This window comes from Sphingobium rhizovicinum, assembly GCF_042647625.1.
Taxonomy (GTDB): domain Bacteria; phylum Pseudomonadota; class Alphaproteobacteria; order Sphingomonadales; family Sphingomonadaceae; genus Sphingobium; species Sphingobium rhizovicinum.
The window spans coordinates 524422-537596 of sequence record NZ_JBHRVU010000004.1 but is presented as its reverse complement, the minus strand read 5'-3'; the positions used below and the strand labels follow the sequence as shown (position 1 = coordinate 537596).

Sequence of the window (13175 nt, the reverse complement as noted above, 5' to 3'; positions counted from 1 at the left end):
TTTGATCTTCAGCCTTTCGCGTTGAAGCCGGCGACCATGCCGGCGGTGATGGACAGGGCGATTTCCGCCGGTCCCACCGCGCCGATGTCCAGCCCGGCCGGCCCGTCGATCCGGGCGAGATCCTGCGCCGTGAAGCCCATCGCCTCCAGCCGCTCCAGCCGCGCGGCATGGCTGCGGCGCGATCCGAGCGCCGCAATATAGCCGGTCGGCGCGCGCAACGCCGCAATCAGCGCGGGGTCGTCAATCTTGATGTCATGGCTGAGCGTCACGACGGCGGTCGCTTCGCCGGGATGACGCGCGGCAACCGCTTCGTCAGGCCAGCGATCATCCAGGTCAACGCCGGGAAAACGCTCCTGAGTCAGGAAGCGCCCGCGCGGATCGATCACCACCGGCGTCACCCCGATCGCCTGCGCCAGCGGGACAAGCGACTGGGCGATCTGCACCGCGCCCACGATCAGCAGGCGGCGCGGGGGATCATAGCGGTTGAGGAAAGCGCCGTCCGCCTCCCCTTCCCGCGTCATTCCACTCGTCAGATCGGTGGACAGGGTCAGCGCGCGGCCGCGTTCGCTTTCGGTCAGTATGCGGTCGAACAGGCCGGGTGCAAATCCGCCTTCACCGACCGGCTGAACCAGCACGGCAATTTCACCGCCACATGGCAGCCCGGCTTCCCATGCGTCGCCATCCGCCACGCCATAGGTCCGAACATGCGCCGCCCGGCCGGCAATCACCTCGGCCGCGCGTTGCAGCACGTCGGTTTCCACGCAGCCGCCCGAAATGCTGCCTTCCAATCGGCCGTCGCCATGCACCAGCATATGGCTGCCGCGCGGACGCGGCGCCGATCCCCATGTGGAGATGACGGTCGCCAGCGCCATCGGCGCGCCGCGCCATTCCATCGCCTTGCGGATCACTCCGCCATTATCGTTCAAACCCAGACTCCCTTCGCGGCCATTCTGACCGGGCAGCCGCCCGATCACCGCCGCAAAATATCCACTTGATCAAAGTGGCGGTCCGACCCGTTCAGATCAAGCGCCGCCCGGTCCAAACGACCCGGCCGACAATATCCACCAGTGCAGGGTCAATATCGGCCCAGTCAGGATAATGGGGATTGTCGCTGACCACGCTGAATCGCCCGCGCAATGGACCCATGGCGACCCGCTTGACCATCAGCACGCCATCCAGCCGCAGCACATAGACGCCATCACGCAGGCGGACCGCATCATCGCGATGATCGACCATGATGTCGTCGCCATCGCTGAGCGTGGGCGCCATCGATTCGCCGTCGACCCGGATGATCGACACATGTTGCGGCTGCACGCCCAGATGCCGCAACCAGCGCGCATCGAACGCCATCACGCCGGCCGCCCGTTCATCCTCGTCCAGCGTGCCGCCGCCAGCCGACGCGCCCAGCGCCAAACGCGGCACCGCCACGACCGACGGCATGCTGCGCGATCGCGTGGGTGGCGGCGCGGCAGGTTCGGCCATCGCCGCGCCGCCGCCCAACATCCGTTCCGCCACGCCAAAATAGCGCGCCAGGATGCGGCGATCCGCCTCATCCAGCTTGCGCGGCGTGCCGCGCTTGATGAACTGCTGAATATAGGCCGGATTGCGCCCGATCAGCCGGGACAGATCGGCATAATTGTCCCCCCGTTCGGCAACCAGCCGCTCCAGCGCGATACGGGCGTCCTGCATGTCATCCATGATCTGTTTTTACCGATAGGAATTTTCCTAGACAAGTAGGAAATTGAGATTGAGATAGGAATATGCCTATCGACTCGCAGCCTGCGAGTCGCGCGACAAAGGGAGATGAAAGCAAATGCTGTTGCGCACCATCGAACGATTTCTGCACGAATTCGACATTGCGCCCACCCGCTTCGGGCGCGATTGCGCGCGCGATCCACGGCTGGTCTTCGACCTGCGGCGCGGGCGCGAGCCGGGCGATCGTGTCACGAGGCGCGTGGAACATTTCATGAACACTTATCGCAGGAGCGCCCGTCCATGACAAGAGCCGATCCTCTTTTCCGCATTGCGCAGCGATCGTCCGCACCCCGGCGACTCAGCCCTGAAGACAGGGCCATGTACACCCTGTTCCTCCAGTTGCGGCGGCGGGCAGGCGAACCATCCAGCATCGAAATCTTTGACAGCATCCCCTGGCAAAGCGCGCTGTTCCAGGGACGACGCGTCCTCTTCAACCTGGAGTTTGCGGGTGAAAGCCATGCCGAAAGGGCGGAAATATTCGCCGCAGAGATGGGGTCAGTCGACTGGCCGCTGTCCGGCTATTTCGTCGCCGACATCACGGCGGACAGCATGCATGCCAGACCAGCGGGCACCGAACTGAGACTGTCGGCGCTGATTATCAAAGATTGGTAGAAAGGCGTTAGCCGGCCGGATCAGCGCCGCCCGGCCAGCGAGCGCAGCGCGCCCAGCGCAGCGCGCAAGGCTTCGTCCGTGTCGCGCTCCACCGCGCCGCACACCGGCACGGCGGGGGCGACGGGCATGTCGGCAATCACGCCGCCCGGCGCCATCACCGGACGGACAGGGCGCGATCGCAGCACCAGTCCGCGCTCCAGCCTGTCGGTCAGTTCATTGACGGACAATCCCTGCGTGGGCGCGCGCAAAGGCAGCGGCGTCAGCTTCGGCTCGGCGGCCGGCGCGATCGGTTCGATCGCATCGGCCATCAGCGGGGCGACATCCTCTTCGACCGAGTCGGGAAGGTCCGATTCCGGTTCGACGAAGAGCGCGACCGGACGCAGGAAGGCGGGCTGCGCCAATGGCGTTTCCGCCTGCGGCGCGGGGGCATCAGGCGCGGCAAAGCGCATGGCGGGTTCGGGCGATACGGGTTCCGGTTCGCGATTCACCACCAGCGGCCGGCGGCCCGATTCGGATCGGGCGAAAATATCGAGACCATCAAAGTCGCGGCTGGCGAAGATGGGCGGACGCGGCGGCGCATCCGGGTGCGCATCGGCGCGACGCAGCGACGGCGCGTCGGTTCCAACATCGGGCGCGGCGCGTCCACGCGCCAGGGCGGTCAGCTTGGAGAAGGCGAAACCCATGGTCTTTGCTCCCTGGACGCGATGGGCGCGCCCTTTCCCTTCTTCTTCGTCCGTCACACCGGCCGGCGCGCGACGGGTCATTCCAATCAGGCCCGCCGCCATCAGGCCGGCAAAGCCCGCAACCACAAGCCGCGCCGTCCAGCCCAACGGCGGTGCGGCGGCCGGTATGGCCTCGCTGAGGCCACTCGACGCCACGACCGTTTCGATCAGGCCGATCGGCGTTCCCAGGGTCAGCAGCGCGACGGCCATGCCGCCCATCGCCACCATGGCCTTGCCCTTCCCCTTTAGAACGCCTGTCGACACCGCTCTTTCCACGTTTCGTTCAGGCGACCGCCCGCACCTTGTCAGGACGGGCTAGCAGCCTTTGGTAAACAGGTTCGTAACGCAAAATATTTGACGACCAGTTACGATCGCGCTCGACAAAGGCGCGCGCCACGGCCCGGCGATCGTCCCACATGCCGCGATCGGCGAACAGGCCGGCGATCGACGCCGCGATCGCGGCCGGATCATCGGGCGCGAACAGGGTGCCGGTGACGCCATCCTCGATCAGTTCGCGATGGCCGCCCACGCTGGACGCGGCGACCAGACGGCCCTGCGCCATCGCCTCCAGCGGCTTGAGCGGGGTGACGAGGTCGGTCAGGCGCATCGCCTTGCGCGGATAGGCCAGCACATCGACCTGCGCATAATAGTTTTCGACCTGATCGTGCGGCACGCGGCCGACGAAGACGATATGATCGGTGAAGGGGGAAGCCAGCGCCTGATCGCGCAATGCCTGTTCCACCGGGCCGCCGCCGACCAGCAGCAGCTTCGCCCTTGGCCGGGCGCGCACGAGTCGCGGCATGGCGGCGATCAGATCGTCCAGCCCTTCATAATCATAGAAGCTGCCGATGAAGCCGACGACGTCCGCCCCCTCCAGCCCCAACTTTGCGGTCAGCGCCGGATCGCGCGGGACAGGCGCGCCGAACTGATCCATGTCGACGCCATTGGGCGACACGATGATCTTGGCCGGATCGATGCCGCGCGCGATCAGATCGCCGCGCAGCCCTTCGCAAATCACCGCCACCGCATCCGCCGCGCGCACGGCATGGGTTTCCAGCTGGCGCGTCAGCCAATAGCGCGGGCTGCCCTCCGTCCCGGTGCCGTTGCCGACCGCCGCATCCTCCCAAAAGGCGCGAATCTCGTAGATCATGGGGATGCCGTGGCGTTTGGCGACGCGCTGCGCCGCCATGGCGTTGAGCACCGGGGAATGGGCGTGGATCACATCGGGCCGCCATTGCCGCACCAGCGCGTCGATCGCGTCGGCATGGGCGGCAATGTCGCGCCATTCGCGCAGCACCGCATTGCCGACCGCCGGTTCGCCCGGCGTGCGATGAAAGGTCAGGCCGTCAACCGTCTCCGCCTGCGGACCGGCGGCGCTGTGGCGGCGACCGGTGATGCCGCGCACCTCCCACCCCCTGCCCATCTGCGCGCGCAGGATCGCCCGCGTACGGAAGGTGTAGCCGCTGTGCATCGGCAGACTGTGGTCCAGCACGTGAAGAATGCGTGTCATAGCCAGTCCTGTCTGCCGGAAAAGGTTTAACGGCCCGTCAACTCTGTCGCGCTAGGACAGGGTCCGTGCTTACCGGACTCCGCCTCCTCCCATGATCGATACGCTGTCTTTGCTGGTCAGCCATGGTGCGATCCTGCTCGCCGCCTGGCGATTGCTGTCGCGGCCCGATCTGGATCGCGATCCCGAGTCGCCGCCCCTGAAGGACGCGGAGCAGCCCGGCGATGCGTGACCTGTTCTTCCTCGCCTTTCTGGCCGCCTTCTTCCTCATGGGCTTTCGCCGGCCGTTCCTGCTGGTCGCGGTCTATGCCTATATCGACATCGTTTCGCCCCAGCGCCTGTCCTATTTCCTGCTGAACGCGATTCCCATCTCCTTCATCGCCTTTGCCGCGATGGTGGGCGCATGGCTGCTGGTGGACGACAAGAAGGATTGCCGATTTTCCGCGCGGCAGGGGCTGATGCTGCTGCTGGTCGCCTGGTGCGGCTACACCACCATGACCGCCGACTTCCCGGTCGAGGCGCTGACCAAATGGAACTGGGTATGGAAGGCGATCATCGCCGGCGTCTTCCTGCCGCTGGTGCTGCGCACGCGATTGCGAATCGAGGCGCTGATCGTCTTCATGATTCTGTGCGCCAGCACCATCATCATCAATGGCGGCATGAAGACGGCGCTGTCGGGCGGCGGCTATGGCGTGCTGAACCTGATGGTCGAAAATAACAGCGGCCTGTATGAAGGCAGCATCATCAGCTGCGTCGCGATCGCCCTGATCCCGCTGATCCTCTGGGTATCGGCCTATGGCACCATTTTCCCGCGCGACTGGAAGCTCAAGGCCTTCTGCTATGCGCTGTGCCTGGCCTGCATGCTGATGCCGGTGGGGACGGAGGCGCGCACGGGCCTTGTCTGCCTGGTCATCCTGGCGGGCATGATGCTGATGCGGTCAAGCAAGAAATTCGTCTATGGCCCGTTGATGGCGCTGGCGGCGCTGGCCGCCATCCCCTTCCTGCCGGCCAGCTTCACCCAGCGCATGGGGACGATCGAAAATCATCAGGGCGACGAAAGCGCCTCCACCCGCGTCGCAGTGTGGATGTGGACGCTCGATTATGTGAAGCAGCATCCGGGCGGCGGCGGCTTCGACAATTATCTCCAGAACAGCTTCACCTATTTCGCCCAGAGCACCATTTCGGACGACAGCGGCACGCGGGTCGAGCGCCGGCTCGTCACCGATCAGGGCCGCGCCTATCACAGCGCCTATTTCGAACTGCTGGGCGAACAGGGCTATTTCGGCTTCGCCATCTGGGCGCTCATCCACTTCATCTGCTTCATCCGCACCGAAATGATCCGCCGCGCCTATCGCAAGCGCGACGGACCCGATGAAGCCTGGATCGCGCCGCTCGCCGTGGCGCTGCAACAAGGACATATAATCTACATGATCGGGTCGCTGTTCGTGGGTATCGCCTATCAACCCTTCATCTTCATGATGCTGGCCCTGCAAATCGGGCTGGACACCTATCTGACCCGCCGGCGCAAGGCGGCGGCGAAGCAAAGTCTGGCGGCATCGCTGGCGCAGCATCGCGGCCTGCCGGCATGAGCGGCGACCTGCGCATGCTGGGGCTGGCCCATGGCCTGCTGCTGGGCCTGTTGCTGGCCAGCCCGCTGATCGGGCCGGACATGCTGCCATGGGCGGTGCAGGCGCTGTTCCTGCTGGGCGGATTCCAGTTGCGGCTGGCCGACCGGCGCTGGGATCTGCGCGGCGGGCCTATCGCCTGGATCAGCCATATCCGCATGGCGCCCCGCCGCCTGCTGCCATGGGCGGCGGCGGCCGTCGTGGCGCTGATCGCCGGGCGGACCGACCTGATGCAGGCGATCATCGGCGCGACATTGCTGTGCGAATTGCTGGTCTATCCGATCAGCGCGCATCTGATCGCCCGGCTGACGCGACCGATGGTGGCTGGCCTCATCCTGCTGCTGATCGGGGTGCAGGGCGCGGCGGGAAATCCCATGCTCGGCTATGTCGTCGCGTTCCTGACCGGCCTGTCCACCTGCCTGTTCTGGCTGCGCGGTCCCGATGGCGACGGCCCGACTTTGATCTGGGCGCTGGGGGCCACCACGGCTGCAGTCGTCGCGCCGATCGTCGCGCCCGTCACCCTGCCCTGCGCCTTTGCAGTCGGCGCGGTCAGCGCCACGCTGGCGCTGGCGCATCTGTCGGTGCTGCGCCGCCGTCCGGTGCCGTGGCGATCCGACCGCCGCCAGACCATGCGGCGCGGCCTGTGGCTGGCCCCGGCCCGCCCGTCCTGACGGGAACGAAGCGATTGTCCGGGGGTTTTGCGCCATGAGAAGGAAACTATGGCGCACCCCCCGATCGTCCATGCGGACGACTGCAATCCCGGCATCACGCGGCGCGCGCTGAAACGCGGCTGGGCCTATCATGACGCGGATGGCCAGCGCGTCACGGACGCGGAAGAGGTCGCGCGGCTGAACGCCATCGCGCTGCCGCCGGCCTATCGCGACTGCTGGTTCTGCCCCTCCCCCTTCGGCCATATTCAGGCGACCGGCTATGACGACCGGGGCCGCAAACAATATCGCTATCACCCCGACTATCGCGCCGCGCGCGAGGCGGAAAAATATGCCGGCTGCCCGGAGTTCGGCCGCGCCTTGCCCAAATTGCGCGAGCGGCTGGAAGCGGACCTGTCGAAGCGCGGCCTGCGCAAGGAACGCACCATCGCCGCCGTCGTGCGCCTGCTGGACCTGGCCAAGCTACGCGTAGGCAACGAGCATTACGCCACCACCAACAAGAGTTTCGGCGCGACCACGCTGCGCCGCCGGCATCTGGACATCAAGGGCAAGTCGCTGACGCTGCGTTACCGCGCCAAATCGGGCAAGCAGCAGCAACTGACCGTCACCGATACGCGCCTGTTGCGCTTCGTGCGGCAGGTGCAGGATCTGCCGGGCCAGCATCTGTTCCAATATCTGGATGAGGATGGCGCGGCGCGGCCGATCACCTCCGGCGACGTCAACGCCTATATCGCCGATGCCATGGGCGCGCCCTTCACGGCCAAGCATTTCCGCACCTGGGGCGCTTCGACCATCGCGTTCGAGGCGCTGGCGGCTGGCCCCGTGTCGCTCAAGGACATGATCGCCCCGGTGGCGCAGGCGCTGGGAAACACCCCCGCGATCAGCCGCAAAAGCTATATCCACCCCGCCCTGATCGCGCTGTGCAGGGATGGGCAGGATGATTGGCGCGCAGGGCTTCGCCTGCCGCGCCGGACGCGCTATCTGTCACGCGAGGAACGCGGGCTGATCGCCTTCCTCGACTCTGTTTCCGATTGCGCCCCGCTTGCAGCGGCGGCCTGAACCCCCTTTCATTTCCCCCAGAACAGGACAGGCATGGCCGACAAGAAAGATCCCGCGCTTCCCGACATCAGTGTGACGCCGCCCAATCTGACTGAAATGTGGCACAGCACCATCCACTGGTTCCAGTTGCACTATATCCAGATCCTGATCGCCATCGGCGCGGCTACGATCATCTATCTGGCGCTGGCGGCGATCCGCGAACTGGGCAAGCGGCATCGCGGGCATGCAGGCGACGCGCTGGGCTATACCAATGTGCTGGGCCGCGCGGCGGCTCGCACCACCCATTATTTCATGCTGCTGGTGTCCGCCCGGCTGGTGGTGGGATATGCCGACGCCCCAGCTTCGCTGGCCAAGACCGTCGCCTTCCTGTTCACTGTCGCCTCCGTGTTGCAGGCGGCGATCTGGGCGCGGGAGATCATCCTGGGCCTGATCGAGCGCAAGACGCTGGCCGAGGATGGCGGGGGCGAGACGCTGGCCAACGCCATGGGCCTGATCCGCGTCCTCGTCAGCTTTGCATTGTTTGCCATCGCCGCCGTGGTGGTGCTGGACAATCTGGGCGTCAATGTGACGGGTCTGGTCGCGGGTCTGGGCATTGGCGGCATCGCCATCGGTCTGGCGGCGCAGGGTATTTTTTCCGACCTGTTCGCCGCCCTTTCCATCATCTTCGACAAGCCGTTCCGCCGGGGCGAAATCATCACCTATGATCAGACCACAGCGCGGGTGGAGAAGATCGGCCTCAAATCCACCCGCCTGCGCGCGATGAGCGGCGAAAAGAAGGTGATGTCCAACGCCAATCTGCTGCAAAAGGAAATCACCAGCCTGCAAACGCTGACCCAGCGGCGGGTCACTTACGCCATCGGCATCATCTATCAGACGCCAGAGGACAAGGCGGAGGCGATCCCCGCGATGCTGAAGGCGATCGTGGAGGCCGAAGGGCTGATCTTCGTCAACGCCGGGATCATCGCCTTTGGCGCGAGCAGCCTGGATTATCAGCTGAATTTCGACGTGCCCGATCCCGACCATCATGACTATTTCCAGATGCGGCACCGCATTGGCCTGGCCATCTGGAAAAAGTTCAACGCAGAGGGGATCGAGTTCGCCTATCCCACCCAGACCAGCTTCACCGCCGCCCCGGACGGCAAGGCGATCATGCCCTATGCCGAAGTGCAGCCGGTGCGGCGGGTGGACGGCTAGCCGCAGACGATATTCCTCTGACCCGTTCGTTTCGAGCCAAGTCGAGAAACAAGAAGCGCTGCGCTATCCCCTTCTCGACTTCGCTCGAAGCGAACGGAGGTTGCTGAGCCACTCGCAGGTCATTGCCCTGACGCTGCCTCGCCCTGCCCGGTGGCGGCCCAATATAGGCCGCCCATCAGATGGGCGAGATAGGTCGGATCGCGATACATTTCGACATCATGGCCCAGCGTGGTGACGAAGACCCGGCCTTTCTCATAAACGTGCCGCCAGGCGACCGGATGATCCCGGCCCATGGGTCTAGCCACCTGACCCGGCCAGATTTTCGTCGGGTCATAGCTGCTTTCATCCACCTTCAGCACCGGGTCGATCGCCACATCATAGGGATTGGTGAAGACGTAAAATTCGTCGCTCCAGATCCAGCGATCGGGCAGGCCGAAAGTGGCGGGAAAGCCCTTGTCCGCGATCGTCACCACGCCGGTTTGCAGCATCGGGTGGTTGACGAAGCTGCGGCCGACCAGTTTCTCATACCAGACCCAGTCATTGGGCGGCGTGATGGCGGCGCGATGCACCACGATCGCATTGCCGCCGGCGCGCATATAGGCTTCGAACTTCGCGCGCTGGGCCGGGTTCAGCACTTCACCCGGCGTATTGAGAAACATCACCGCCGCATATTGGCCAAGGTCGCCGTCGAACGCATCGGTGCGGTTGGCCCAGGTAAAGTCGAACGCGTGGAGCTTCGCCAGCCGCTCCAGACTGTCGCGCGCGACCGGAATATATTCATAATGATATTTGTTGGGGATGGAGAGGATGAGCAGCTTATACTGGCTGTCGGCCAAGGAGGCCGAGGGGATGAGCATCCCCAGCAGCGCCAGCAAGGCCCAGATCATCCGCCGCATCGCCACCCCCTTCAGTCGATCTGCGCCGCATATAGGCCGTGGTGCGACAACATGAACAGCGTCTTGCCGTCCGCGCCGCCGAACAGCAGTTGCAGCGGCCGTTCGGGCACGTCGATCCGGCCGATTTCCTTGCCATCGGGCGCGTAGACGAAGACCTGACCATTGGCGACATAGACGCGGCCCTGCGCATCGCGCGCCACGCCCTCCCCGCCGCGATCGGCGAAGATTTTGAGGTCGCTCAGCGTGCCGCCCGCCGCCACCAGGCCGCTATAGGTGCGGTTTTCCGACGCGTTGGTGACATAGATGCGCTCGCCCGGCTTGCCCTGCACGAAGCCATAGCTGTCGAGCGAATGGGAGAAACGCAGGCCGCGATGGTCGGCCGGTCCCTGCGCGAAGACGCGCCAGGCCGGGAGCGCGATGCTGCCATCGGGCGAGACATAGGATTGCGCATTGGGCTGGGCCGTGTCGTGGGCGAACATGTCGGCCAGAGTGGTGAACTGGTAGCTTTTGGGATCAATCTGATCCCTGAACTCGCCATTCACCCACCAGTTGACCGGGAAGACCGTCGCCGCGCCATTCTGGGCCGCCGGGGTGGCGGGGATGACGCTGATCTGGGTTTCGGGCGCATCGGGCGTGACGCTGTAGACCGTGCCGTTGCGACCATAGGAGGAGAGGACCAGCAGGTTGCCCGACTTGTCGATGGTGAGGTTCACCGGATCAAGCGCGGCGTCGCGAACCATTTCCAGACGACCCGCATCCGACCAGCGCCAGATGCGCGAGAAGAAACGGTCGATAAAATAGAGCCGGCCCTGCGCATCGACCGCGCCGCCGCCGATGCCGTAGAAGCCGTCGGCCAGCTTGGCGACCGAGGCGTTGCCGAAGGTCGAGGGGGCGACGGGTTCGGGCTTGGCCGGCACGTCGAGCACGGCAAATTCCCGCTCGCGCACTTCCAGGCCGTGGGTGACGTCCGTAATCGCATTTTCGAACGAATATTTGGTGAGCCGCAGGAAGGTGGCGCAGCCATTTTCGTCGCAGGTGCCAAGGCCGCTTTCCGCATTCACATGGACGTTGCGGAAGCGAATGTCTTGGGAATTGTAGAGCGACACGGCGGTCGGCGCGGGCTTGCGCGTGCGGGTGACGCGATAGCCGTGGAAATTGGCGACCAATATGTTGCGGGAATCGCGGATTTCGAGCGCAACGGCGTCGCCGCTCTCGCCCGCCTCCCCTTCGGTCTGGGGGGCCAGCAATTCCCAGTTGGCGACGCGGTTGAGGCCGATTTCGGTGCGGACATGATGTTCGACCGACGCCTGAATCAGGCGACCGGGCGTTTCCGTGTCGGAAATCAGGATGCCGGGATGGCCAAAGCTGCTGGGGCTCCAGATATTGGCGAAGGTGCCGCCGCCGCCCTGCGTGACCCAGAGGCTGGCATATTGGCCGGCCCAGCGGCGCGATGCGTCAGGATCGGCAGTGGCGTTGTTATTATAGGGGTTGCGCCGGCTGCCGTCGAAGGCGTCGGTGCCATGGCCGCCCTGGAACTTGACGTCATTGACCATGGAATTGGCGCCGGCCTTCCACAGCAAGGCCGTAGCGCGCGGATTGGCGCCATTGGTGTCGAGCGCGATGCCCGCCACGATCGCGTCACCGCCCTGCGCGCTTTCGACCAGCGCCTTGGGCGCGCCGACGCCCTGAAAAGCGGGGGTGCCGTCGGGCAGGACGATCTGGGTCAGGCTGGGGTGCAGGCCGATCAGCACCGTGTCGGCGCGCAAGCGCAGCGTGTCGCTGACCTTGTAGAAGCCGGCGGGGAGATAGACCACGCGATGGCTGTCGATCGCCTGTTGCAGCGCAGCGGTATCGTCCGTGCTGTTGTCCCCCTTCGCGCCCAGCGTGCGGACATTGACCCAGTCGGACACGGGGGGAGCGCACGGATGGCGGGCGCTGTGGGTGCGGGCAGGCTGGCGATGCTCTGCGCCTGCATGTCCGTCTTATAGTCGCCGATGCGGCCGAGGCCCGGAAGGGTCAGGCCGTGGGTGAAGGAGGACATTTTGTAGGTCGCGCCCTTCCCCGCCACCGTCCGGCCGCTCTCGCGGAAGCGGGCGAAGGTAGGGGTGTTGGCGGCCAGCACATTCTGGAAGCCGACCTGCGTATAGACATTCTTTTCATTGGAGATGATGACGCCGGCCTTCGACACATTTTCGAAGCGGACATCCTGTCCCCAGAGCCAGTCGCCATAGCCGCGATCGATCTCGATCCCGACCGGCACATTGCGGAAGGCGACGTTGAGCAGGGTCAGGCCCGCCTCATGTTCGCGGATGGCGGCGTCGCGCTGGCCTTCGAATGTAGCGTCGACCAAGGCGAAGGGCCAGGCGGGCGAGGGTTTTTCCGCCAATATGCCATAGCGGCCGCCCTTGAAGTGCAGATCCTCCGCCTCGTTGGCGACATGGTAGAGGCCGGCGAGGCCCGATCCGATGTCGAAATCGACATGGCTGACGAAGCTGTGCTGGGCGGAGTGAAAGCGGATCGCGGTCGCGGCCGGATTGCCGTCCTTGATACGGAAATCGATATTGCCGAGCGCGGAATAGAAGGTGCCGGGATTGGCGTCGGCCACATTTTTGTCGAAGGGCACGCTGCCGGCCGGGGGGAAGGCGGCGGGCGTGCCGTCCTTGTCGGTCTGGCGCTTGCCGCCGGCGAAGATCAGCATATGGGCGACGCCGCGCTGAAAGCCGGGGGTGTTGGCGCCCAGTTCGATCACTGGGCGCTTTTCACCGATGCCGAAAATGCGCACGCCCGGCCAGAGGAACAGGGTGCGGCTGATGCGATAGGTGCCGGCGGGAAGGAAGACGATGCCGCCACCGCCCTTTGCCGCCGCTTGGTCGATCGCCTGCTGGATCGCCGCGCTGTCATCGGCGCGGCCATCGCCGACGCCCTTCACGCGCACGGCGCGGGCGTCGTCGGGCATGCTGGTGTAGACGGATGGCGATGCAAAGGCGGTTTGCGCCGCCGCCAGACATAGCAGCACCGACGCACAGGCTCCGCTCAATCCACCATTTAGGCCGCGATACATCCATCAGGCTCCGTAAAAAAGAAGACGTCCCGGCCGTGCAGGACCGGGACGAGTTTGGGGGGAGGTAATCTTATTT

12 protein-coding genes and 1 pseudogene are annotated in these 13175 nt (G+C 65.2%); 7 read left to right on the top strand and 6 right to left on the bottom strand.

Annotated elements, in window-relative coordinates; all coding sequences use genetic code 11:
• Window positions 1-8: 8 nt before the first annotated feature.
• The gene (locus ACFOKF_RS04030) at window positions 9-926 is read right to left on the bottom strand and encodes an XdhC family protein (RefSeq protein ID WP_380797642.1); all 918 of its coding nucleotides are present in this window, start codon (window positions 924-926) and stop codon (window positions 9-11) included.
• Window positions 927-1017: 91 nt separating this feature from the next.
• Window positions 1018-1698 carry a S24 family peptidase gene (locus ACFOKF_RS04025; protein WP_380793357.1) on the bottom strand — a complete coding sequence of 227 codons (681 nt, stop codon included), beginning with the start codon at window positions 1696-1698 and terminating at the stop codon, window positions 1018-1020.
• Between the two features lie 115 nt (window positions 1699-1813).
• Here ACFOKF_RS04025 and ACFOKF_RS04020 point away from each other — a divergent pair, with 115 nt between their 5' ends.
• Both ACFOKF_RS04020 and ACFOKF_RS04015 read left to right on the top strand, forming a co-directional pair.
• Entirely contained in the window at window positions 1814-1999 is a 186-nt protein-coding gene (locus tag ACFOKF_RS04020) for a hypothetical protein (protein WP_380793355.1), read from the top strand.
• A gap of 74 nt (window positions 2000-2073) precedes the next feature.
• Entirely contained in the window at window positions 2074-2367 is a 294-nt protein-coding gene (locus tag ACFOKF_RS04015; protein ID WP_380793353.1) for a hypothetical protein, read from the top strand.
• 20 nt (window positions 2368-2387) lie between these two features.
• Here the strand turns inward: ACFOKF_RS04015 and ACFOKF_RS04010 are convergent, their stop codons facing one another.
• Together ACFOKF_RS04010 and ACFOKF_RS04005 are read right to left on the bottom strand one after the other, a co-directional pair.
• A complete protein-coding gene (locus ACFOKF_RS04010; protein ID WP_449325390.1) occupies window positions 2388-3353 on the bottom strand; it encodes a hypothetical protein in 966 nt (321 codons plus the stop codon).
• 19 nt (window positions 3354-3372) lie between these two features.
• Window positions 3373-4599 (bottom strand): TIGR04063 family PEP-CTERM/XrtA system glycosyltransferase, encoded by a 1227-nt coding sequence (locus ACFOKF_RS04005; RefSeq protein ID WP_380793351.1) that lies wholly within the window; start codon window positions 4597-4599, stop codon window positions 3373-3375.
• Between the two features lie 91 nt (window positions 4600-4690).
• Here ACFOKF_RS04005 and ACFOKF_RS04000 point away from each other — a divergent pair, with 91 nt between their 5' ends.
• The 5 genes from ACFOKF_RS04000 to ACFOKF_RS03980 are packed head-to-tail and all read left to right on the top strand — an operon-like array spanning window position 4691 to window position 9142.
• Complete coding sequence (locus ACFOKF_RS04000) at window positions 4691-4828, top strand: hypothetical protein (protein WP_380793349.1); 138 nt, start codon at window positions 4691-4693, stop codon at window positions 4826-4828.
• Window positions 4821-6185: a putative O-glycosylation ligase, exosortase A system-associated gene (locus tag ACFOKF_RS03995; RefSeq protein WP_380793347.1), complete on the top strand. Its 1365-nt coding sequence runs from the start codon at window positions 4821-4823 to the stop codon at window positions 6183-6185. The genes ACFOKF_RS04000 and ACFOKF_RS03995 overlap by 8 nt, the downstream gene beginning before the upstream one ends.
• On the top strand, window positions 6182-6892 hold the full coding sequence (locus ACFOKF_RS03990) for a hypothetical protein (protein ID WP_380793345.1): 711 nt from the start codon (window positions 6182-6184) through the stop codon (window positions 6890-6892). Before ACFOKF_RS03995 ends, ACFOKF_RS03990 begins: the two co-directional genes overlap by 4 nt.
• 48 nt (window positions 6893-6940) lie before the next feature.
• Window positions 6941-7948: a DNA topoisomerase IB gene (locus ACFOKF_RS03985; RefSeq protein ID WP_380793343.1), complete on the top strand. Its 1008-nt coding sequence runs from the start codon at window positions 6941-6943 to the stop codon at window positions 7946-7948.
• Between the two features lie 33 nt (window positions 7949-7981).
• Window positions 7982-9142, top strand: a complete 1161-nt coding sequence (locus ACFOKF_RS03980; RefSeq protein WP_380793341.1) for a mechanosensitive ion channel family protein — start codon at window positions 7982-7984, stop codon at window positions 9140-9142.
• A gap of 119 nt (window positions 9143-9261) precedes the next feature.
• Here the strand turns inward: ACFOKF_RS03980 and ACFOKF_RS03975 are convergent, their stop codons facing one another.
• Both ACFOKF_RS03975 and ACFOKF_RS03970 read right to left on the bottom strand, forming a co-directional pair.
• Window positions 9262-10029 carry a ThuA domain-containing protein gene (locus ACFOKF_RS03975; RefSeq protein ID WP_380797638.1) on the bottom strand — a complete coding sequence of 256 codons (768 nt, stop codon included), beginning with the start codon at window positions 10027-10029 and terminating at the stop codon, window positions 9262-9264.
• Window positions 10030-10049: 20 nt separating this feature from the next.
• Window positions 10050-13099 (bottom strand): annotated as a pseudogene (locus ACFOKF_RS03970) (glycosyl hydrolase family 28-related protein).
• Window positions 13100-13175: the final 76 nt, after the last annotated feature.